The sequence below is a fragment of the Rhodopseudomonas palustris genome (assembly GCF_003031265.1).
Classification (GTDB): Bacteria; Pseudomonadota; Alphaproteobacteria; order Rhizobiales; family Xanthobacteraceae; genus Rhodopseudomonas; species Rhodopseudomonas palustris_H.
The window spans coordinates 1161544-1181888 of the sequence record NZ_CP019966.1 but is presented as its reverse complement, the minus strand read 5'-3'; the positions used below and the strand labels follow the sequence as shown (position 1 = coordinate 1181888).

At 65.0% G+C, this 20345-nt stretch carries 23 protein-coding genes; 10 read left to right on the top strand and 13 right to left on the bottom strand.

Annotation, left to right across the window (positions count from 1 at the left end; all coding sequences use genetic code 11):
* Nucleotides 1-171: 171 nt before the first annotated feature.
* The 3 genes from RPPS3_RS05480 to RPPS3_RS05470 form a co-directional block, all read right to left on the bottom strand.
* Nucleotides 172-564 carry a NifB/NifX family molybdenum-iron cluster-binding protein gene (locus RPPS3_RS05480; protein ID WP_107343195.1) on the bottom strand — a complete coding sequence of 131 codons (393 nt, stop codon included), beginning with the start codon at nucleotides 562-564 and terminating at the stop codon, nucleotides 172-174.
* 210 nt (nucleotides 565-774) lie between these two features.
* Nucleotides 775-1308, bottom strand: coding sequence for a ubiquinol-cytochrome c reductase iron-sulfur subunit (gene petA, locus RPPS3_RS05475; protein WP_107343194.1), 534 nt, complete (start codon nucleotides 1306-1308; stop codon nucleotides 775-777).
* An 88-nt stretch (nucleotides 1309-1396) separates the two neighbouring features.
* Nucleotides 1397-1987: a PadR family transcriptional regulator gene (locus tag RPPS3_RS05470; RefSeq protein ID WP_107343193.1), complete on the bottom strand. Its 591-nt coding sequence runs from the start codon at nucleotides 1985-1987 to the stop codon at nucleotides 1397-1399.
* A gap of 304 nt (nucleotides 1988-2291) precedes the next feature.
* On the opposite strand from RPPS3_RS05470, the gene RPPS3_RS05465 reads away from it, so the two are divergent.
* Nucleotides 2292-2492, top strand: coding sequence for a hypothetical protein (locus RPPS3_RS05465; RefSeq protein ID WP_107343192.1), 201 nt, complete (start codon nucleotides 2292-2294; stop codon nucleotides 2490-2492).
* A 118-nt stretch (nucleotides 2493-2610) separates the two neighbouring features.
* Nucleotides 2611-4053: a cytochrome c oxidase accessory protein CcoG gene (ccoG, locus tag RPPS3_RS05460; protein WP_107343191.1), complete on the top strand. Its 1443-nt coding sequence runs from the start codon at nucleotides 2611-2613 to the stop codon at nucleotides 4051-4053.
* A gap of 45 nt (nucleotides 4054-4098) precedes the next feature.
* On the opposite strand, the gene RPPS3_RS05455 is transcribed toward ccoG, so the two are convergent.
* From RPPS3_RS05455 to RPPS3_RS05445, 3 genes are all read right to left on the bottom strand, one after another.
* Nucleotides 4099-4623, bottom strand: a complete 525-nt coding sequence (locus tag RPPS3_RS05455) for a carboxymuconolactone decarboxylase family protein (RefSeq protein WP_107343190.1) — start codon at nucleotides 4621-4623, stop codon at nucleotides 4099-4101.
* A gap of 42 nt (nucleotides 4624-4665) precedes the next feature.
* Complete coding sequence (locus RPPS3_RS05450) at nucleotides 4666-5424, bottom strand: sulfite exporter TauE/SafE family protein (RefSeq protein WP_107343189.1); 759 nt, start codon at nucleotides 5422-5424, stop codon at nucleotides 4666-4668.
* A gap of 131 nt (nucleotides 5425-5555) precedes the next feature.
* Nucleotides 5556-6209 carry a 2-hydroxychromene-2-carboxylate isomerase gene (locus tag RPPS3_RS05445; protein ID WP_107346449.1) on the bottom strand — a complete coding sequence of 218 codons (654 nt, stop codon included), beginning with the start codon at nucleotides 6207-6209 and terminating at the stop codon, nucleotides 5556-5558.
* Nucleotides 6210-6471: 262 nt separating this feature from the next.
* Here RPPS3_RS05445 and RPPS3_RS05440 point away from each other — a divergent pair, with 262 nt between their 5' ends.
* Both RPPS3_RS05440 and RPPS3_RS05435 read left to right on the top strand, forming a co-directional pair.
* Entirely contained in the window at nucleotides 6472-8418 is a 1947-nt protein-coding gene (locus tag RPPS3_RS05440) for an alkyl/aryl-sulfatase (RefSeq protein ID WP_107343188.1), read from the top strand.
* A gap of 102 nt (nucleotides 8419-8520) precedes the next feature.
* Complete coding sequence (locus RPPS3_RS05435) at nucleotides 8521-8814, top strand: hypothetical protein (RefSeq protein WP_159060648.1); 294 nt, start codon at nucleotides 8521-8523, stop codon at nucleotides 8812-8814.
* A gap of 3 nt (nucleotides 8815-8817) precedes the next feature.
* Here RPPS3_RS05435 and RPPS3_RS05430 read toward each other — a convergent pair whose 3' ends face one another.
* On the bottom strand, nucleotides 8818-10005 hold the full coding sequence (locus tag RPPS3_RS05430) for a cytochrome P450 (RefSeq protein WP_107343186.1): 1188 nt from the start codon (nucleotides 10003-10005) through the stop codon (nucleotides 8818-8820).
* Nucleotides 10006-10158: 153 nt separating this feature from the next.
* Here RPPS3_RS05430 and RPPS3_RS05425 point away from each other — a divergent pair, with 153 nt between their 5' ends.
* Nucleotides 10159-11049 (top strand): helix-turn-helix domain-containing protein, encoded by an 891-nt coding sequence (locus RPPS3_RS05425; RefSeq protein WP_107343185.1) that lies wholly within the window; start codon nucleotides 10159-10161, stop codon nucleotides 11047-11049.
* 379 nt (nucleotides 11050-11428) lie between these two features.
* Here RPPS3_RS05425 and RPPS3_RS05420 read toward each other — a convergent pair whose 3' ends face one another.
* The 4 genes from RPPS3_RS05420 to RPPS3_RS05405 form a co-directional block, all read right to left on the bottom strand.
* Complete coding sequence (locus tag RPPS3_RS05420) at nucleotides 11429-12286, bottom strand: class III extradiol dioxygenase family protein (protein WP_107343184.1); 858 nt, start codon at nucleotides 12284-12286, stop codon at nucleotides 11429-11431.
* 15 nt (nucleotides 12287-12301) lie between these two features.
* On the bottom strand, nucleotides 12302-12676 hold the full coding sequence (locus RPPS3_RS05415) for a protocatechuate 4,5-dioxygenase subunit alpha (protein ID WP_012494745.1): 375 nt from the start codon (nucleotides 12674-12676) through the stop codon (nucleotides 12302-12304).
* A gap of 140 nt (nucleotides 12677-12816) precedes the next feature.
* Nucleotides 12817-13467, bottom strand: coding sequence for an NUDIX hydrolase (locus RPPS3_RS05410; RefSeq protein ID WP_107343183.1), 651 nt, complete (start codon nucleotides 13465-13467; stop codon nucleotides 12817-12819).
* 78 nt (nucleotides 13468-13545) lie between these two features.
* Nucleotides 13546-13752 (bottom strand): hypothetical protein, encoded by a 207-nt coding sequence (locus tag RPPS3_RS05405; protein WP_107343182.1) that lies wholly within the window; start codon nucleotides 13750-13752, stop codon nucleotides 13546-13548.
* 244 nt (nucleotides 13753-13996) lie between these two features.
* On the opposite strand from RPPS3_RS05405, the gene RPPS3_RS05400 reads away from it, so the two are divergent.
* Complete coding sequence (locus RPPS3_RS05400; protein ID WP_107343181.1) at nucleotides 13997-15631, top strand: class I adenylate-forming enzyme family protein; 1635 nt, start codon at nucleotides 13997-13999, stop codon at nucleotides 15629-15631.
* A 253-nt stretch (nucleotides 15632-15884) separates the two neighbouring features.
* Here the strand turns inward: RPPS3_RS05400 and modD are convergent, their stop codons facing one another.
* Entirely contained in the window at nucleotides 15885-16727 is an 843-nt protein-coding gene (gene modD / locus RPPS3_RS05395; protein ID WP_107343180.1) for a ModD protein, read from the bottom strand.
* Nucleotides 16728-16974: 247 nt separating this feature from the next.
* On the opposite strand from modD, the gene RPPS3_RS05390 reads away from it, so the two are divergent.
* Nucleotides 16975-17565 carry a DUF2478 domain-containing protein gene (locus RPPS3_RS05390; protein WP_107343179.1) on the top strand — a complete coding sequence of 197 codons (591 nt, stop codon included), beginning with the start codon at nucleotides 16975-16977 and terminating at the stop codon, nucleotides 17563-17565.
* 14 nt (nucleotides 17566-17579) lie between these two features.
* Nucleotides 17580-17975 carry an ArsC/Spx/MgsR family protein gene (locus tag RPPS3_RS05385; protein ID WP_107343178.1) on the top strand — a complete coding sequence of 132 codons (396 nt, stop codon included), beginning with the start codon at nucleotides 17580-17582 and terminating at the stop codon, nucleotides 17973-17975.
* A gap of 7 nt (nucleotides 17976-17982) precedes the next feature.
* Here RPPS3_RS05385 and RPPS3_RS05380 read toward each other — a convergent pair whose 3' ends face one another.
* Nucleotides 17983-18597 (bottom strand): SAM-dependent methyltransferase, encoded by a 615-nt coding sequence (locus RPPS3_RS05380; RefSeq protein ID WP_107343177.1) that lies wholly within the window; start codon nucleotides 18595-18597, stop codon nucleotides 17983-17985.
* Nucleotides 18598-18790: 193 nt separating this feature from the next.
* On the opposite strand from RPPS3_RS05380, the gene RPPS3_RS05375 reads away from it, so the two are divergent.
* Together RPPS3_RS05375 and RPPS3_RS05370 are read left to right on the top strand one after the other, a co-directional pair.
* Complete coding sequence (locus tag RPPS3_RS05375; RefSeq protein ID WP_107343176.1) at nucleotides 18791-19918, top strand: NAD(P)/FAD-dependent oxidoreductase; 1128 nt, start codon at nucleotides 18791-18793, stop codon at nucleotides 19916-19918.
* A 44-nt stretch (nucleotides 19919-19962) separates the two neighbouring features.
* Nucleotides 19963-20337 (top strand): rhodanese-like domain-containing protein, encoded by a 375-nt coding sequence (locus RPPS3_RS05370; protein ID WP_107343175.1) that lies wholly within the window; start codon nucleotides 19963-19965, stop codon nucleotides 20335-20337.
* Nucleotides 20338-20345 lie beyond the last annotated feature (8 nt).

Below are 20345 nucleotides of genomic sequence, written 5' to 3'. Positions count from 1 at the left end.
CGGCAATCCATCTTCAGGCGACAAAGTTTTCAATGAAGAGCGATGGATGCGCGGGCCTTCGCCACGCCGAAGCGGCTACGGCCGCGCAGGCGGGTCAAGCCCGCGCATGGCGCTGTTGGTTTGGCGCCGCAGCGGCTGGAAGCGATGCGGCACCTCGAAGCCAAGCGGCGCTCAGGCCGCCCGGCCGCAATTGCAATTGCAGCCGCCTTCTTCTTCCTCGTCGTCATGATCGTGCGGCGCTGCCGGCGGCAGCGACCCGGCCAGGTAGTTCTGGATGGCGGTGATCGGATCGGTCTCGGACGTGGTGATGGCGACCACACCGCGTGCGGCCATCCGCGCGAGGAAACCGGGCCCGGCGCTGCCGGCGATCACCACGCTCACCTTGTCGAGCGGATGCTCGCCATCTTCCTTGAATTCATGGATCGACATCTCCTTCGGCAGGTCGAGCCGGTCGACCTCCTGCGGCGGGCGGCACGGCGCCGCATCGAACACCAGGAAGCGGCGGGTCTTGCCGGCATGGCCGGTCACGGTGCGGAAATTCTGGCTGGCGATCGCGATCAGCATGATTGGGGCTTTCGAGATAATGGGAGAAAGAAGGGCTTCTTCCTGCAACGTCGGCAGGTGTGCGCAGGCGCGAACGAAAAATGGCTCGTGGTTGCCGGGCTTGACCCGCACTCCATCGTCTTCGCGCAAGCGTTCGGGTCGCGCTAAAGCGCGCGATGGATGCGCGGGCCGAGCCCGCGCATGACCAATTCGATTGTGGCTGAGCTGCGCTCAGGTCTCGCCGATGATGATCTGCGTGTCGGTGGCGAACTTGTAGGGCACCAGCGGCAGGTTACGCGGCGCCGGCCCCAGCCGGATGCGGCCGGCAGAGTCGTATTGCGAGCCGTGGCACTGGCAGAACCAGCCGTCGTAATTGCCCTGATGCTCGGTCGGCACGCAGCCGAGGTGGGTGCAGATCGCCGACACCACCAACCACTGCTCCTTGCCGGGCTTGACGCGAGCAGAGTCGGGCTCAGGATCACGGAAGCTCTGCCAATCGGCGGACTGCGCCGACTGGATTTCCTTCGGCGTGCGGTGGCTGATGAAGATCGGCTGGCCGCGCCAGAACACCTTGACGACCTGACCTTCCGCAATCGGCGCCAGATCGACTTCGAGCGGGAAGCCGGCCGCAACCGTGCCGGCATCGGGATTGAGCTGAGACACGAACGGCCACACCACGGCGGCAGCGCCGACCGCGGCCAGGGCCCCGGTCGCCAAATACAACACGTCGCGGCGGGTCGGCTGTTCAGACGTAATGGCGGTCATCTTCGTCTCCTGAAGGTTATCCGTTGGCCGGATTGCCGTGCCGGCCCGCGGTCGAATGCGTCGTCCAATGATGCGGATCGCGCCGCACCTACGTTTTGCGAAGCTCGCCGGCGGCGCGGGCGAGGATCGCAACAAGCTCTGCTTCGTTGTCCGGGTCTTTGACGATCTGGCGGATCGCGACTTCCCGGAGGTTGTCGAGCGCCGCCCGCAGCAGCGGCGGCAGCTCGTTGCCCTCGGTGCCGCTGTCGCCGTTCTGTTGCCGCATCATCTCGCCGAACGCGGCGAGGCGGTCGAACACCGCATCGGCCAACGCGCGATTGGCGGCCAAGTGCTCACGGCCCTCGTCGGTGACGAAATACAGCTTCTTGGCGCCTTCCGGCTGGGCGATGACGTGGCCGGTTTCTTCAAGGAAGGTGAGCGTCGGATACACCACGCCCGGGCTCGGGGCGTAGAAACCGGCGGTCTTCTCCTCGATCATCTTGATGATGTCGTAGCCGTGGCGCGGCTGTTCGGCGATCAGCGCCAGCGCGATCAGCTTGAGGTCGCCCTGCGCCAGCATCCGTCCGGCGCGCATCATCTCGCCGCCGCCCATTCCGCGGCCGCCCATGCCCCGGCGGCCCCACCGGCACCCGGGCATCCCAAACCCGCATCGTCGCGGGCTGTTGTCGACGCCGTCCATGACGACCTCCTGAAAGATATATCTTACCTAGGGACGCCTCCGCGGGAAGTAAAGATATATCTTTTGAGAGCGCAGCGACATTTCAGCCCGGTGCGACAGAAAGGTGCCTTGTTACTTATCCCGTTCCACGGCCTGTGGTTTTCCGATACAGATCGTTTGATCCAGATCAAACTTAGAACGGGACCAAAATATATCGTCCGAACATATTCAAATGTTTCCCCGACATTTGAACCCCGCCATTGCGCACCCTGCGCTCGGCTCGGGCGCGAGGCTGACGGCCCCGGCAGAACAACAGGAGAAGATCATGATCAAGGTTGCCATGTTGCTTTGGATTATCGGCGGCGCGACGCTGGCGGGCATGATGATTATCGCGGTGCTGGCGGTGCCGAGCCTGTCCGAGCAGGCGATGCATTGGATTCCGATCGCGGTCGGCTGCGGCTTCGTGATCGCGATGCCGATCTCGTTCCTGGTCGCGCGCAAGATCGCGCGGCCCTCGATGCGCTAAACGACTCCCCTCGAGACGCTCGCGCGAGCGTCTCGATCCTGCGTGATTGATCCCGCATGATTTCGCCCGGAGACGGCCGTCCCCTCTCCGGGGCGAAGCTCCAGCGAAAGCCCTCCCTATGACAGAAACCAATATCGAGGGGCCGCTCTACGCGCCCCGCAAGAAAGTCTATCCGCAGGCGGTGCACGGCCGCTTCCGCAGGATCAAATGGGCGCTGCTGGCGATCACGCTGTCGATCTACTACTTCACGCCGTTCTTGCGCTGGAACCGCGGCCCCGGCCTGCCCGATCAGGCGGTGCTGATCGATCTGCCGGCGCGGCGGTTCTATTTCTTCTTCATCGAGCTGTGGCCGCAGGAAGTGTATTACTTCACCGGCCTGTTGATCATCGCCGCGCTGGCACTGTTCCTAATGAACGCACTCGCCGGCCGACTGTGGTGCGGCTATCTGTGCCCGCAGACGGTGTGGACCGACCTGTTCTACGCGGTCGAACGGCTGATCGAGGGCGACCGCCGCGATCGCATCACCAAGGACAAGCACGGGCTGACCGTGCGCCGCGTCGGCGAACTCGCGCTCAAGCACTTCATCTGGCTGATGATTGCGTGGTGGACCGGCGGCGCCTGGGTGCTGTACTTCGCCGATGCCCCGACGCTGGTGAAAGAGCTGGTCACCTTCCAGGCGCCGATGGTCGCCTATGTCTGGATCGGCATCCTCACCTTCACCACCTATACCCTCGCCGGCTTCATGCGCGAGCAGGTGTGCATCTATATGTGCCCCTGGCCGCGCATCCAGGCGGCGCTGACCGACGAATGGGCGCTCAACGTCACCTATAAATACGACCGCGGCGAACCGCGGATGTCGGTGAAGAAGGCCGAAGTGGTGCGCGCCCACGGCGAGACCGCCGGCGACTGCATCGACTGCCACCAGTGCGTGAACGTCTGCCCGACCGGCGTCGACATCCGCCAGGGCCTGCAGCTCGGCTGCGTCCAGTGCGGCCTGTGCATCGATGCCTGCAACACGGTGATGAAGCAGGTCGGCCGTCCGCCGGATCTGATCGCCTACGACACCGACATCAACATCCAGCGTCGGCTCGCCGGCAAGCCTTCGGTGTATCGGCCGATCCGCGCCCGCACGCTGCTGTATTCCGGGCTGATCGTGCTGGTCGCGGCGGTGATGGTGTATGCGCTGGCGACACGCGGCTCGCTCGACATCAACGTGCTGCACGAGCGCAATCCGCTGTTCGTGACGCTGTCCAACGGCGGCGTGCGCAACGACTACACCGTGCGGCTGCTCAACAAGCGCCCGACCGCCCGTGTGATGCAGGTGTCGGTGAGCGGCGTGCCGGGCGCGCGGCTGCAGGCGGTCGGCGTCGATCCGGACGCCAAGGACCGGCTCGACGTCGAAGTCGGCCAGGATCAGACCCGCGAACTGCGGCTGTCGGTGATGGTTCCGAGCGAGCAGGTGCCGAGCAAGTCGATGAACATCACCTTCGAGATCAAGGACCCGCAGACCGGCGAGACGGCGACCGCAGTCGACCACTTCGTGCCGCCGACCTCGAACTGACCGAACCGGCCCGGGGCGGCGCAGACTGCGCCTCCCCGCCTCGCCCTACACCACGTCGTCGACCGGCTGCAGGTCGATCCCGAAGGTTTCGAGAAACTTCGACGTCATGATGTAGAATCCGATCGCGAGTTGCAGTTCGACCAGCGCAGCCGGCGTCAACCGTCCGGCGATGTCGTCGAACACCGCGTCGGTCGGCCGATCGAGCTTCACCACCTCGTCGGTAAAGGCGAGCGCGGCGCGCTGGGTGGCATCGAAGCAGTCGGCACTGCGCCAATCATCGAGCGCAGCGTTCTGCGCGGCGCTGACGCCGACACCGGCGCCGATCTTTTTGTGGGCGGCGACCTCATAGGGCGCGTTGCACAGGATGCCGGTTCGGGTGATCGCGAGCTCGCGCAGCACCGGGTCGAGTTCGCCCTTGAACCGGATCGCGCCGCCGAGCCGGCAGTATTGCTCGAAATGGCTCGGCGCATGCGCCAGCATCCGGAAGATGTTGGCGTTGCGGTTCTTGGCCAGAACCTCGCGGGTGCGCGGGCTCGCTGTGGCCTCGTCGCAATAGTCGATCCGCGCCATCGGTCTCTCTCCCTTGTTGTTGTTGTTCGTGTTGCGTCGCGATCAGCCGCGGATCAGGTGCGACAGCCCCTGATAAACCAGCGCCACCGACACCACGAACAGCAGCGCGTAGGCAATCCGGTAGAACAGCCCGGTCGGCGTCCGCTTCACCAGCCAGATTCCCGCCATGTTGGCGGCCGCGGCAAGCGGCAACAGCGCCAACGACGTGCCGAGGTTGGCCGGGGTGAATTGCCCGAGCAGAAAATACGGACCGATCTTCAGCGCATTGATGATGGCAAAGAAGATCGTGGTGGTGCCGACCAGCACCAGCTTCGGCAGCAGCTGCGGCAGCATATAGACCTGATATGGCGGGCCGCCGCCTTGCGTCATGAACGAGGTGAAGCCCGACACCGCGCCCCAGAATACGCCGGCCGCATCCGACAGCTTCACGGCCGAGGCATGCGGCCGCAGCCAGACGTTGAGCACGAACACCAGCCCCACGCCGCCGACGATCAACCGCACCGCATCGTCCGACACGATCGAGGCCGTCCACCACGCGATCGCCATTCCGGCCAACGCCCCCGGCAGCATCACCTTCAGGCTGCGCGCATCCCAATGATGCCGATACACGTACAGTGAGATCAGGTCCTGGGTGATCAGCACGGGCAGCAACAGGCCGGCAGCTTCGAGCGGCGGCAGATACAGCGCCAGCAGCGGCGTCGCCGCAATGCCGACGCCGGAAAAGCCGCCTTTGGCGAGGCCGAGCAGAAGCACCGCGGGAATTGCGACGGCGTAGAACCAGGGATCGAGGATGATCGACAACGAACGGACTCGAACTGATGGAGGATCACCGCGCGACCGGCGGCGCTCCCGCTGTACAGAGGAATATCGGCCCCGGCAAACCGCATCGGCGCATATCGCCCTCGCGGACACTCGCGCTCCGAACTGACGGATCAGCCCCGCTCCTTCAGCCCATGCTGCTGCAGACGCCACAGCAACAGATCCAGCCGGTCTTGACCGAAGAACGGCTCGCCCTTGAACACGAAGGTCGGCACACCCCAGTGGCCGGACGCGGCGTGGTCGCGCTCGTTGCTGCGGATTGTCTCATCGTATCGGTCGGGATCGGCTGCGATCTCAGCCCCGAGCTGCGCCAAATCGAGCCCGGCGCGCACGGCGGCTTTGGCCAGATGATCGCCTTCGTGCCAGTTGTCGACCACGCCGCCATACAGCACGGAGCTGACCTCGCGGATGAACGGCAGGCCGCGGCCGGCAAGCTGGGCGGCGGCGCCGAGGCGCGTCAGGCGGGTGATGTAGGGCTGCTCTGCTGCAACTTCGAGCGTCTGCATGTTCTGCACGATCGGATCCGGTCGCGGGAAGCGAAACGGAATTCCCTCCTTCTGCGCGACACGAAAGCTGTCGAGCACGACGTAGCGCGCGAACCTCGGATCGGTACGCTTGAAGAATGTCGGATCGCGCACCGCGAGCGGATACACCGGCCGCGCGTTGATGACGAAGTCGTATTCCTCGACCAGCTTCACCGCCTTGGGCAATGCCAGATAGCTGTAGGGGCTCCGAAATGACCAGAACAGATCGACGCTGAGACTCATCGGGCAACCTTTGTCCGGACCACCGCCACGGGCGTCCCGCAATGCAAAACGCGCCCCGCCAATTTCCGCCGCGCGGGTATGGATGGCCTCGCGGCGCCATTGATTAGTCTCATGACTCCCTCCCTGATTGGTGCACCGCTTCGGCGGCATCTATCGTTTCATGAACTAATCGTAAGGTGCAGACCTGCGATTGCAATCCGTTTCTGCATCGGCTGTGATGCCACCGTCGCGACAGACGACGAAGGCAGGGAGGAGACCGACGATGAGCGAGACCGTCACAGTCGCCAACGAGGCAATTGAGCCGAAAGATGCCTCCGCTTCGGTCCTCGCGCGTCATAAGACGGTGCTGGACGAATTGCCGTTCTCCGACACCAGTGATTTCGACGATGCCGCGCGCGGCTTTCTCGGCAGCATCGACCACGCCGCGATCAGTTCGGCGCAAGGCCGCACGGTGTGGAGTCTCGAGCCCTATGGTTTCCTGCGTGACGAGGTCGCCCCGGCAACCGTCGATCCGAGCCTGTGGCGGCAATCGCGGCTGAACATGCAGCACGGCCTGTTCGAGGTCGTGCCGGGCGTGTACCAGGTCCGCGGCTTCGACATCGCCAACATGACGCTGATCGAGAGCGACAACGGCGTGATCGTGGTCGACACCCTGACCTCGATTGAAGGCGCCCGCGCGGCGATGCAGCTCTATGTCCGTCACCGCGGCGACAGGCCGGTGGTGGCGGTGATCTTCACCCACACCCATGCCGATCATTGGGGCGGCGCGCGCGGCGTGCTCGACGAGGATGCAATCGCGAGCGGACGGATACCGATCATTGCGCCTGATCTGTTCATGGAGCACGCCGTCTCCGAGAACATCATTGCGGGGCCGGCGATGCTGCGGCGGGCGCAGTATCAGTTCGGACCGTTGCTCGCCAAAGGACCACGCGGCCATGTCGATTGCGGCCTCGGCAAAACAATGGCTGCCGGCACCGCGGCGCTGCTGCGCCCGACCGACCTGATCAAGGCGACCGGCGACACCCGCCGCCTCGACGGCGTCGACTTCGAATTCCAGATGGCGCCGAATTCCGAAGCGCCAGCGGAGATGCACTTCTTCGTTCCGCGCTACAAGCTGCTCAACCTCGCCGAGAACTGCACTCACAACTTTCACAATCTGCTGCCGTTCCGCGGCGCCGACGTGCGCGATGCGCTGGCGTGGTCGGGCTATCTCGGCGAGGCCTTGCAACTCTGGGGCGGCAAGGCCGAGGTGATGTGCGGGCAGCACCATTGGCCGGTGTGGGGCATGAAGCGGATCGACCTGATGATCCGGCAACAGCGCGACATCTACAAATTCGCCCATGACCAGACGCTACGACTGATGAACCACGGCCTCAACGCCGCCGAGATCGCCGAAACCATCCGCCTGCCGAAGAGCCTCGATGGCGCCTGGCACGCGCGCGGCTATTACGGCCACATCCGCCACAACGTGAAGGCGATCTATCAGAAGTATCTCGGCTGGTACGACGCCAACCCGGCCAACCTCGATCCGCTGCCGCCGGTCGACGCCGGCAAGAAGTACGTCGAGTATATGGGCGGCGCGGACGCGTTGTTGGCGAAGGCGCGCGCGGATTTCGAGCGGGGTGAATTCCGCTTCGTGGCGCAGGTGCTCAGCCATCTGGTGTTCGCCGATCCGGACAATCAGGACGGCCGTTTGCTGCTGGCCGATACGTTCGAACAGCTCGGCTACCAGTCCGAGAGTTCGACCTGGCGCAACGCCTATCTGTTCGGCGCCCAGGAACTGCGCCACGGCATGCCGAAAATGCCGACGCGCCCCGGAATGCCGCGCGAGACGCTGTCGGCGCTGAAGACCTCGCAAATCTGGGACGTGCTCGGTGTCCGGCTCAACGGGCCAAAGGCGGAGGGCAAGACCATCGTGCTGAACTGGCAGTTCACCGACACCGGCGAAACCTGTGTGCTGACGCTGGAGAACTGCGCCCTGACCTATGTGGCCGGCACGCAATCCGCCGCGGCCGACGCCGGCTTCGTGCTGCCGCGAAGCCTGCTCGACGAGGTGATCGCCAAGCAGACCTCGTTTCCCGAGGCGGTGATCGCGGGCAAGATCAAGGTCAGCGGCAATCCGATGAAGCTCGCCGAACTGATGGGGCTGATGGACGAATTTCCACGGATGTTCGAGATCGTCGAACCCCGTCGCAATCCGATCAGTTGAGCCGCTGCGGTCCCGCTCCGGACACTGACGGGGCAATGTACCCTACTTAGGAACGTCGTACCACAAGCCGCGTTGGCGCCTCAGCAAGCGAGGGTGACCGCCATGCGTGGAAAGAAGCCTTCAGTTCGAGCGCCCCAGGCCAGGATCAAGAAGCCGAGCCCCAAGGCACGCAGGTTGTCGCGGCTGACGGCGATCGCCAGTCACGCGATGATGGGCGCCGCGATCGGGCTAGGCTTTGCGTTCGTGGCGACGCGGTCCCCGAATTTCGGCGTAACGCCGGCACTGCTGAGTCTGCCGGCGTTTCGGCTGTTCGATTTCGCCCTGACCTCGGCGACCGGGTTTGCGATCGTCGCCGCACTCACCGGCCTCGCCCTGAGCGAGGCCGAGGAGCGCTGATCGTCAGGCGGCAGACCGCGCAGCGGCCTGCTCGACTGCAAACGCGAGCCGCAGCGGACTGCGGAAGGTCGACGAAGGCATCCAGTTCAGCCGCTGTTCGGTGCGCGTATAGTCCGGCACCACCTTGTGGAACTCGTCGAATGCGATCTTGATCGCCATTCGGGCGATCGCCGAGCCGAGGCAGGCATGGACGCCACCGCCGAAGCCGAGGTGGCCCTTTGGCTTGCGCTTCAAGTCGTAGACGTCCGGATTCGGAAACTGCCGTTCGTCGCGATTGGCCGAGCCATAGGCCAGACAGACGAAATCGCCCGCCTTCATGGTGACGCCGTGCAGCGTCAGGTCGCTCTGCAGGCAGCGCTTAAATCGCTGCGCCGAGGTGTTGTAGCGCAGCGACTCCTCGACCGCGTCCGGCAAAAGCGTCGGATCGGCCACCACCGCGCGGCGCGCATCGGCCAAATCAGCCAGGTTCAGCGCCAGCATGCTCATGAAGCCGCCGAGCGACTCGATGCCCGCCATGATCAGCGTCGTGGTGGTAAGCAGCACCTCCCGCTCGTCGAGCCGGTCGCCATCGATCTCCGCCATGCTGAAATGCGAGATCAGATCGTTTTTCGGCTCGGCCCGGCGCTGCGCGATCACGCTCGACGCGTAGTCCTGCATCCAGGCGTAAGCGGCGAGATGCTCCGGCCCCTTGGCGCGGGTCACGGGATCACTCTGCACCATCAACACCGCCTTGTCGCGCACGGTCTGCTCATCGCCCATCGGCAGGCCGAGCGCCGCGAACAGCACCCGCACGGTGAACTTGGACGAGAAGTCGCTGATGAAATCGAATTGGTCGCGGCCGCGCAGCGCCTCGGCGGCGTCGCGGGCGATCTCCCGCATCGGCTCGGCCAGCGCCTCGAGATTGCGCTTCATGAAGGCGTGTTGCACCAGTCCGCGCAGCCGGTCGTGGCGCGGCGGATCGGTGGTGCCGAGCGTGGCGCCGGCCCGGTTCGGCAGCTCGGTCATCAGGTTGCCCTTGGCCGAGGAGAACACCTGCCAGTTGCTGCCGGCGCCGGCGACGTCGAGATAGCGCGACAGAATCCACATCTGCGCCGGCTCGCTCCAGTACACCGGATGTTCGTCACGCAGCGTCTTGTAGAGCGGAAACGGATCGGCATCGACGGCGGGCGAATAAGGATCGAAGCTGAACATGAGCTGATTTCCTCTCTTGTTAAGGCCGCCCGGTTCGCTTGTTTGTCTATTAGTTGCGGCGATCGTCGGAGTGTAGTTGGCACCACCTCGCGCCGTGAGACGCCGCGGTGACAAAAACTTGCACTTTTCCGACGTTCGGTCTTAGCTGCGCAGATGGCCCGTTCACGCCGCAAAGCAGCAATTCCGATCTTCGCGCTGTACGGCGAGACGCCCGCCGCGCCGGTCGACATGCTGCATGTCGAAGCGATTCAATCGCGCAGCCGATTGTATCAGTGGGAGATCGACGTCCACGCCCACCGCAGCCTGCATCAGATCCTCTGGATTGGCTCTGGAACAGCGACAATCGCGCTCGATGAGCAGCGCGTGCAACGCGATGGTCCGGTCGCGGTGATCGTGCCGCCCGGCGTCGTTCACGGCTTCAAATTCTCGCCGCACACCGAAGGTCAGGTCTTCACCTTCAATCCGCATGCGATGATCGAGGGCGACGTGCCGGCGACCGGCCAGGCGCTGCGCGATCTGTTCGCCGCGGCCCGCATCCTGGAATTCGAGCCTGACGGGGCCGCGACGATGCGGATCGAAAGATTATTCGCCGAGCTTGCCGACGAGTTCGCCTCGCCGGACGCCGGCAATTCGCCAGTGCCGTTGTGGCTCGGCCGCGCCATCGTCTGGCGGCTGGCGCAGCAGAGCGAGCGGCAGGCGCGCCATGCGGCGCGCGGCGGCGATCAATTCACCCGCTTCCTGCTGCTGGTCGAAGCGCATCATTGCGAGCACTGGCCGATCGCACGCTACGCCGACGCGCTCGGTATGACGCCGGAGCGTCTCAACCGGCTGGCGAAAGCCGAAACCGGCCAGAACGCGCTCGATGTCGTCCATGCCCGTCTCACCCGCGAAGCCTGCCGCCGGCTGACTTATATAGCTGCGCCGATCTCCAAGCTCTCGTTCGAACTCGGCTTCGAAGACCCCGCCTATTTCTGCCGCTTCTTCAAACGGCGGACCGGACATAATCCGCGAGATTATCGGCGGATGGTGAGTGAGGAGGCGTGAACGACGAGGCGGTGAGCTACAGGCTTGAGTAGTGAGCCTCCGACGCTTCCTCTCACACTCCGTCATGGCCGGGCTTGACCCGGCCATCCACGGCCATAACCACCGCCTTGCGTGAATTCGTGGATGCCCGGGTCGAGCCCGGGCATGACGATTTTTGTGTAGCGGCGCCGCGGCCCAACATCACTTCGTACTTTAGTCGCCACCTGCACCAACCTCATCCTGAGGAGCCCCGGCGAAGCCGGGGCGTCTCGAAGGATGGGCTCCGAGCACACGCGTAGCAGCGCATCGGCCTCGTGGTTCGAGACGCCCCGGCTTCGCCCTACGGGCTTCGCCGCGGCTCCTCACCATGAGGGACTAAGGCCTCGGACGCACAAAGGCCCTACGCCGCCTGCGCCAGCTTCGGCCGGTTCTCGATCAGCATGATGCCCGAAGCGGTGTTGGAGATCGGCAGGTGATAGTTGCGGTGCAGCTCGCGGACGTCGCCGGTCAGCGCGCCGCGCATCGCGACCCAGTTCATCACCTCGACGCCCTGGCTGCCGGCGAGCTCGACCAGTTCGTGCGGGTCGATCCCGAGCAGTCCCTCGATATCACCGGTCATCGCATCCATGCAGCGCTTGTCGAACGCGGTGTTGATGAAGCCGGCGCGCTGGCCTTCGAGCTGATGCGACAGCCCGCCGGTGCCGATCACCACCACTTTCAGGTCTTCCGGATAGCTCTCGATGGCGCGGCCGATCGCCTGGCCGAGCTTGAAGCAGCGGCGCAGCGACGGCAGAGGGTGCTGCACGGTGTTGACCACCACCGGCACGGTCGGAATGTCGTGAGCGCGACCGCGCAGGAACAGCTCCATCGGCAGGCTGTAGGCGTGATCGACCAGCATCTCCTGGCAGGTGACGGGGTCGAACTCGGACTCCACCAGCGTTTCGATGATGTGCCACGACAGTTTGGTGTCGCCCTTGAACGGCGCCATCACCGGGATGCCCCAGCCTTCGTCGTCGTTGCGATATTCCGGCGCGGCCCCGACCGCGAAGGTCGGCATCTTGTCGAGGAAGAAGTTGAGGCCGTGATCGTTGTAAATCACCACCGCGGCGTCAGGCTTGGCCGCCTCCAGCCAGCGGCACGGCGCATCGAAACCGTCGAAAAACGGCGCCCAATACGGGTCCTTCTGGAGGCCCTTGGCCATCGCCCCGCCGATCGCCGGGACGTGCGAAGCGGCCAGGCCGCCGATGATCGTCGCCATGTCAGCAATCCCCTCTCAATTGTCCCGCGCCGCCAACAGCTTTGCTTTGAACTGCTCGACCGTCATGCCGGTCTGCAGCGCGCCGATGTCCTGCATGTTGAGGCCGAGGATGCCGGCAAACTTGGCGAGGTAGTAGGCGTTGCCGCCCTCGTCGAGCAGCTTGAGCAGATCGCGCTTGAGGATCGCTTCGGTCTGCGCCGCGGTGAGACCGTAGCGCGCACAATACGCAGCCTCGTCCTTGACGAACGCAGCGCGCGCGCCGGCGTCGTTGAACGAGAAGCACATCTTGTTGAGAGCGTAGCCCTTCTGCGCCGACTCGGGACCGAAGATCGGCGTCCCGAAAATCTCGCGCTTGGCGCGTCCGGCGCCAGCCGCCAATGCCTCACTCATGGCATCCCCTGATGACGTTTCCTGCCTGTGGCCATGCGGCCAAATTTCGCGAACGATAGGCGGCGGCAGGACGGGTTATTTGACGTGCGTCAAATGTCAGGAGAATCCGGACAGCAGAAGACCGCCCCGAAACAGAGCGATCAGGAGCGCGTCGTCCCTCGCAGCCATCGCCGCAGTCGTTGCAGCATCGACAGCGGCGGCTCGGGTTCGATGGCGTCCGAAGGCTGTTCGAGCGCCAAAGACGGAGCTTCGGCAAGGTCTGTGATGATCTCGTCTCCGGTCGGCAACGGGCTGGTCGGGCAGCGCGGTGGCGGCGGCGCTGCGGGAGTTGCAGATACGAAGTGGCCGGCGGATTGCAGCACCAGCGGCCCGACCTCGGTCAGAAACGCCTGCTCGTAGCTACGGGACAGCCGCTGCAGGGCTTCGTCGAGCGGCAACCAATCGACCGCGCGGATGTCCTTCATTAGCGGCAGGGTCTGCCGTGGCTCGGCTTCCATCCGCCAGAAATGCACCACCTTGGAGCGGCCGCCGGAATCATAAGCGAGCGTGCCGATGAACTCGTGGACCTCGACGACGTGGCCGGTCTCTTCCAGCACCTCGCGCTCGGCGGCCTGGCGGGGCGTCTCGCCGTGATCGAGCTTGCCCTTGGGCAGCACCCAATCGTTGCGCTTGCGCATCCGAACCACCGCGAACAGCGGATCTTTGCCGCGCCGCAACACGATTCCGCCTGCTGCCAGCACCGGAGTTCGCAACTTATCGCCCTTCGTCGTCGGGAAATCGACCTCCACCATATAGGATTAAGCATCCTTCAAGCGAGGCACGACGTGTCGCGCCGCTTCGAAAAATCAAACGCGCCTTCGAGCATGCGCTTACGGCGCGGGTGGCGGCGGCACCACCGGATAGCTGCGATCCGGCGTCAGCACGCAGCGATACACGCGCTTGCTGCGGGTCTGCCACGCCTCGACGATCCGGCCGCAATTGGCGCAATGCAGATTGCCAGGTTCACCGTCGAGTGTTTCGGATTCGGCGCAGCGGTACAGCGCGCCGCATTCACATTCCACGTCGGAGAGTCTCATCGCTTCTTCCCTGATATCGACTTGCGGCGGTTCCCGCCGTCGCAAATTGCTATCCTAGGTGGCAATGCTGACGCCGCTGTGTCAGCCCATCGCGGAAGGCGAATAATTTCCGCGAGATGACACACCGAAACACCGGCTGGCGGTTCACGGCCGAGCCGGGATAGAATTGCGCTGGCGCTGCAAACAGCCGCCGGACGATCGCGGAGGTAACCGTGGCGTCCCAACGATCAACGAGGAAACACCCATGACGTTCTGGCCCGAGGCCGGCATCGGTGGCGCACTGCGCCGCGAGACTCACTACGACGGCCGGTCGATGTTGTGCTTCTCCGAGCGCCCGGCCCATCTCGCAGCCATGTTCGACGATCTGGTCGCTCGGTTCGGTGACCGTCCGGCGATCGTCGATGACCGCGCGCTCAGCTATCGCGAACTCGATCTGCTGGTGCGCAAGATCGCGGTGTCGCTGTCCTCACTCGGCATCGGCAAGGGCGACCGCGTCGCGCTGTTCCTCGGCAATTGCTGGGAGTTCCTGGCGGTGACGCTCGCCTGCAACCGGCTCGGCGTGCTGGTGGTCCCGATCGGCATCCGGCAGCGCCGCGCCGAGCTCGAATTCCTGCTGAACAACAGCGGCGCCAAGGTCGTGGTGTTCGAGGCCGAACTGGCGGGCGAGATCCCGTCTGCCGTCGACGTGCCGCAGCTCGCGCATCGCTTCGTCGCGCACGGCAGCTCCAAGGACGCGCGACCGTTCGAGGATCTGCTCGCCGTCGATCCGGCGAACGCGCCGCTCGCGGAGATGCGCGAAGACGATACCGCGGTGATTCTCTATACCTCGGGCACCACCGGCAAGCCGAAGGGCGCCGAGCTGACACATCTCAGCATCCTGCACTCATCCTACGCGTTCGCACGCGCCCATGAGCTGACCGAACGCGACCGCGGGCTGGTCGCGGTGCCGCTGTCGCATGTGACGGGCCTCGTCGGCGTATCCTACGCGACCATCGCGGCCGGCGGCTGCGTGGTGCTGATGCGGCAGGCGTTCAAGACCACCGACTTCCTCGCCCTCGCGGCGCGCGAGCAGATCACCTATTCGATCCTGGTGCCGGCGATCTACACGCTTGCCGTGATGCACCCCGACTTCGACAAGCACGATCTGTCGGCGTGGCGGATCGGCTGCTTCGGCGGCGCGCCGATGCCGGTGCCGACCATCGAGATGCTGGCGAAGCGACTGCCGAACCTGCAGCTCCGCAATGCTTATGGAGCGACCGAGACGACTTCACCGACCACGATCATGCCGGAGGCCTATTGGCGCGATCACATGGACAGCGTCGGCCAAGTGATCCCTTACGCGCATGTCCGCGTGCTCGACGCCGACGACAACGAAGTCGCCCCTGGGGAGCCGGGCGAACTGTTGATCGCCGGCCCGATGGTGGTGCCGCGCTATTGGCAGCGGCCCGACGCCAACGCCAAGGAGTTCGTGAACGGCTACTGGCGCAGCGGCGACATCGGCTCGATCGACCAGGACGGCTTCGTCCGGGTGTTCGACCGCAAGAAGGACATGATCAACCGCGGCGGCTTCAAGATCTTCTCGGCCGAAGTCGAGAACGTGATCTGCGGCATCGACGGCGTGCTGGAGACCGCGATCATCGGCACGCCCGATCCCGTTCTCGGGGAGCGCGTCAATGCCATCGTGGTGACGAGCGAAGGCGCCAGCGTGAATGAACGCGACGTCGCCGCCTACTGCGCGGCGCGGATGTCGGATTACAAAGTCCCCGAGAGCATCATCATCCGCACCACACCCCTGCCCCGCAACGCCAACGGCAAGATCCAGAAAACGGTGCTGCGCGAGACAATCGCGGACCGGGCGGCGAGTTACGCGAGGTCGTAGTCCACGAATTGAAAGATCAAGGCCTCGCGTCAATAGGGACCGTCATGCGCGGAGTTAGCACGCTCTCGCCCCAGCGGCAGCGCAACCTCTCCCGCTTGCGGGAGAGGTCGACGCGCGAAGCGCGGCGGGTGAGGGCACTCCTCTCCGCGAGAGGCAAACTCACTGCCCGGGAGGCCCTCACCCCAGCCCTCTCCCGCAAGCGGGAGAGGGAGCGCGCCTTGCTTGTGGAACGGCGCGACCCTGCAGCCAATTATTACTTCGCCGGCGTGATCCGCACCTGCACGTCGCGCGGTTTTGCTGTGTACGGCGCCGACGTCACCAGCACCTCAGCGCCGGCTTCTGCATAAGCCGCAGCGTTGCCGGCGTTGACGCCGCCGGCAACCGCGACCACCGGGCGCGACGGCCGCGCGGCAAGTTGCTGGATCAAAGTCGCGACATCGGCGGGAGCGAATTTTTCCAGTTGCAGTACGTCGAACCCGGCCTCGGCCGCGGTGAGGGCCGCGTCGATCGACGCTACTTCGGTAATCAGTTTCTTCTCGGGCAGCGTGGCGCGCAGCCGAGACACCGTGGCCGCCAGCGGCTCATCGAGAAAGCCGCGATGCTCGCCGAACACCAGCACGGTTTCGGACAGGCCGAGCCGGTGCATAGTGGCGCCGCCGGCCTTGACGGCAGCGACCGCGAACCGCTTGGTGCCCGGTGTGTTCTTGCGGGTGCAGGCGACCGCGATCGTCGGCGACACCGCGCGGGCCGCATCGACGATGTCGCGCGCCGTGGTGGCAACGCCGGACCAGATCTCGATCAGCGTCTGCGCCACCTTCCAGCTGCGCAGCAGGCCCGAGGCGCTGCCACGGGCGGTCAGGATCGGCGCGCCCGCCGCGAGCCGACTGCCGGATGAAGCAGAGAGTTCAACCTCGCAGCCGCACAACCGGATGATCGCGGCGGCATCTTCGGCGAGCGCCAGCACCATCGGATCGCGGGCGGTGAACTGCATCACCCCGGACGCCGCACCGATGCCCAGCGCCTCGGTCGTCAAATCGCCGCAAGGCACGTCGTCGTCGAGCAGGCGCTCCAGTTCGGCAGTGGTGGCGGCAGGCATACGGCAGGTCCCCGATGATCGTCGTTCGGCGCATTTGACGCTCGGCAGTTCCGGCGCAACATCTCCGCTTCGGACCGTTATGTCCATGACTATACAACGCTGTCAGGTTTGCGACCAAAGCTCGCAGCCGGTTCGCCGGAGCGAAACGATCGACAAATCAATCGCATAGCAAGCGAACGCGCCGGCCAAATAACCGGCACGGCGCTTGCTGAACTCACGACGAGCACACCGACTGGAGGGTGCAGAGATGGCCGACAGCAGCGCAGAGGCACCAAGGATCGCCGCGATCATCTATCGTGCCGACGACGACGTCGACGCGCTGCTGGCGGAGTTCGCATTCGCCCGGCTTGCAGCCGGAGAGCGGCTCGGCGGCATCGTGCAGCGAAACATCAAAGACGCGGCCGGCAAGAAGATCGACATGCAGCTGATCGACCTGATGACCGGCGAGGCGATCGGGATTTCGCAGACGCTCGGCAGCGGCGCGGGATCGTGCAAGCTCGACGCCGGCGGCCTGGCTGAGTCCGCCCAAGCCGTGACGCGCGCGGTCGCGAGCGGGGCCGCGCTGGTGGTAATCAACAAATTCTCGAAACAGGAAGCGACCGGCAAGGGGCTGCGCAACGAATTCGCCGAGGCGATCGTCGCCGGACGGCCGCTCCTCACCGCGGTGCCGGAGAAATGCGCCGACGCGTGGCGCGAGTTCATCGGCGACGAGGGCGCGGTGCTGCCGTGCAGCCGCGCAGCGATCGAGACATGGTGGGCCGGCCTCGCACCGCGACTGGCAGAGCCATCGGCCTACGGCACGAACGCTGATGAGCGCGCGCACAAGACGATCTGTTGAAGGAGCCTTCGGCGATGGCCAAAGTGGTGTTTTACGAGAAGCCCGGCTGCGTCGGCAACGCGCGGCAGAAGGCGCTGCTCACCCAATCCGGTCACGAGCTCGAGGTTCGCAACCTGCTGGCCGAGCCGTGGACGCGCGAGACGCTGCGGCCATTCTTCGGCGACAAGCCGCTCATCGCCTGGTTCAACCAGTCGTCGCCGAAAGTGAAGGCCGGCGCGATCGATTTCGCTACGCTCGGTGAGGAGGCGGCACTCGCTCTGATGATCGAGGATCCGCTGCTGATCCGCCGCCCGCTGATGCAATCAGGCGACCGCCGTGAAGTCGGCTTCGATCAGGCCACCGTTGACGCCTGGCTCGGGCTGCAGATTGGCGCACCGCGCGTGTTCGACGGCTGCGCGATGGACGATTAACCGCCGGCTACTTTGGCTTCCATCCGATCAGATCGATCAGCGCCGATAGTCCGACGTGACCGGCGCCTTCGACGATCTCGCTATCGTGCTCGCGAATGCTGAGATTGTCGAAGTCGCCGAACGCTTGCTCCAGGAGTTCGCGGGTGTAGAGGTTTTCGGCGCGGCTCGGACCGCCGGTCTTGTAGACGAGCTGCTTAGGGCGATAGCCCTCGATCAGTAAGAGCCCTCCAGGCTTCAGCGCGTCGCGGATCTGTTGAAAGATCTGCGGGCGCTGCTCCGGTTCGACGAACTGGAAGAAGATGCCGGCGATCACGTCGAATCCGTCCGGCCACTGCGAGCTCAAGAGATCGACGGTTCGGGTTTCGATCGTGACGCCGTGCTCGGCTGCGAGCTTGTGCACCTTGGCCTGCGCGGTCGGCGAGAAATCGACCGACAATACGGAGAGTCCGCATTCGGCCAGGAATACGCCGTTGCGCCCCTCACCATCGGCGATCGCCAGCGCGCGCCCCTGCTTCGGCAGCAGATCACGGCACGACGCGAGAAAAGCGTTCGGCGCAGTGCCGAACAGATAGCCGTCGGCGGAAAAACGGCTCTCCCACATGTCGAAATGTTCGGATGCCATGATGCCGGTTCTCCTTCCCACACGCTGCACTGCTGCGCCAGCTTGGCGGCGGCACGCGCGCCTTCGCAACGCCCGCTTCCTTGATGCCCAATCGGCCGCGTTGCCGCGGTGACATCGTCACAGACCGCCGGGTCATAGCATGCGACGCATCGCCCGGAGGCGACACGGCGCGCGCCAACGAGGATACGCGAGGATGCGCAACATCACCATCATCGGCTTGGGCTTTGCCGGCCTCACCGCCGCCCGCGAGCTGCGCAAGCATAACATCGACGCCGCAATCACGATGATCTCGCCGCGACGGGAACTGCACTTCCTGCCGAGCTCGATCTGGATTCCCGCCGGCCTCCGTCAAGCAGAACGGCTGAAGGTGCCGCTCGACAGTTTCTTGACCAAACACCGGATCGACTTCGTCGAAGCCTCCGCCACAGGTCTGAAGGACGGTGGCCGCAGTGTCGTCACCGACCGCGGCGAACTGCGTAACGATCATCTGATCATTGCGACCGGCGGCCGCTTCATCCGCAAATTGCCGGGTATCGAGCACGCGCTGATCCCGTGCGAAGGCATCAAGATCGGCGAAGAGATCGGGCGTCGGCTCGACGCGCTGAAGGGCGGCACCATCGCGGTCGGCTTCGCCACCAATCCGAACGAGCCCGGCGCGATGCGTGGCGGGCCGATGTTCGAGTTCCTTTTCATCATCGATGCGCTGCTGCGCCGGCAAGGAAAGCGGCCGGGCTTCGAGATCGTGTTCTTCAGCCCCGCGCCGCGTCCCGGCGCGCGGCTCGGCGAACGCGCGGTCGACGGCCTGCTGCAGGAAATGAAAAACCGCGGCATCGCGACCCGACTCGGCCGCAAGATCCTGCGGTTCGAAGAACGCAAAGTGGTGCTCGACGGCGGCGAGATCGACGCCGACCTGATCCTGTTCATGCCGGGTCTGACCGGTCCGGCCTGGCTCGAGGACACTGACCTGCCGCTATCGGCCGGTGGCATGATCAAGGCGGACGAGCTGTGCCGGGTCGAGGGGCAGCCCAACGTCTGGGTCGCCGGCGACGCCGGTTCATTCCCCGGCCCGGACTGGATGCCGAAGCAGGCGCATCAGGCCGATCTGCAGGCGATTGCGGTTGCGGCCAACATCGCCGCGATCGAATCGGGACAGCAACCGATCACTCGCTTCAAGCCGGAGCTGGTCTGCATCGTCGATATGCTCGACTCCGGCATGCTGGTGTTTCGCAATCAACGCTTCAACTTCGTCGGCCCGAAGATGAAGCTGTTTCATTGGCTGAAGCGCTTGTTCGAACGTCACTACCTGACGACATTCCGCTGACGACTGCATCGCCACACAGCCGACAAGATGGAGACGAATGGCCCATGAGCGTGAAGACGATTTCGCCGATCGAAGCCCACCGCCTCGTGACCGACGGTCGTGCGGTGCTGGTCGACGTGCGCGAGCGACACGAGATTGCCCGCGAACATATCAACGGCGCGATCGAACTGCCGCTGACCGGTTTCAAGCACCGCGATCTCGGCGCAGCGCAGGGACGCAAGGCGATCTTCTTCTGCCATTCCGGCGGACGGACGCGGATGTATGCGGGCCAGATCGAAGCCAAGGCGAGCGGCGTATGTGAGCCTTACGTGCTCGGCGGCGGCATTCTGGCGTGGCGCAAGGCCGGCTTTCCGACCGTGCAGGGCCCGAAACCGCCGGGCCTGTTTCAGCGCCTGTTCGGCCGCAAGCCGGCTGACTGAACCAGCGC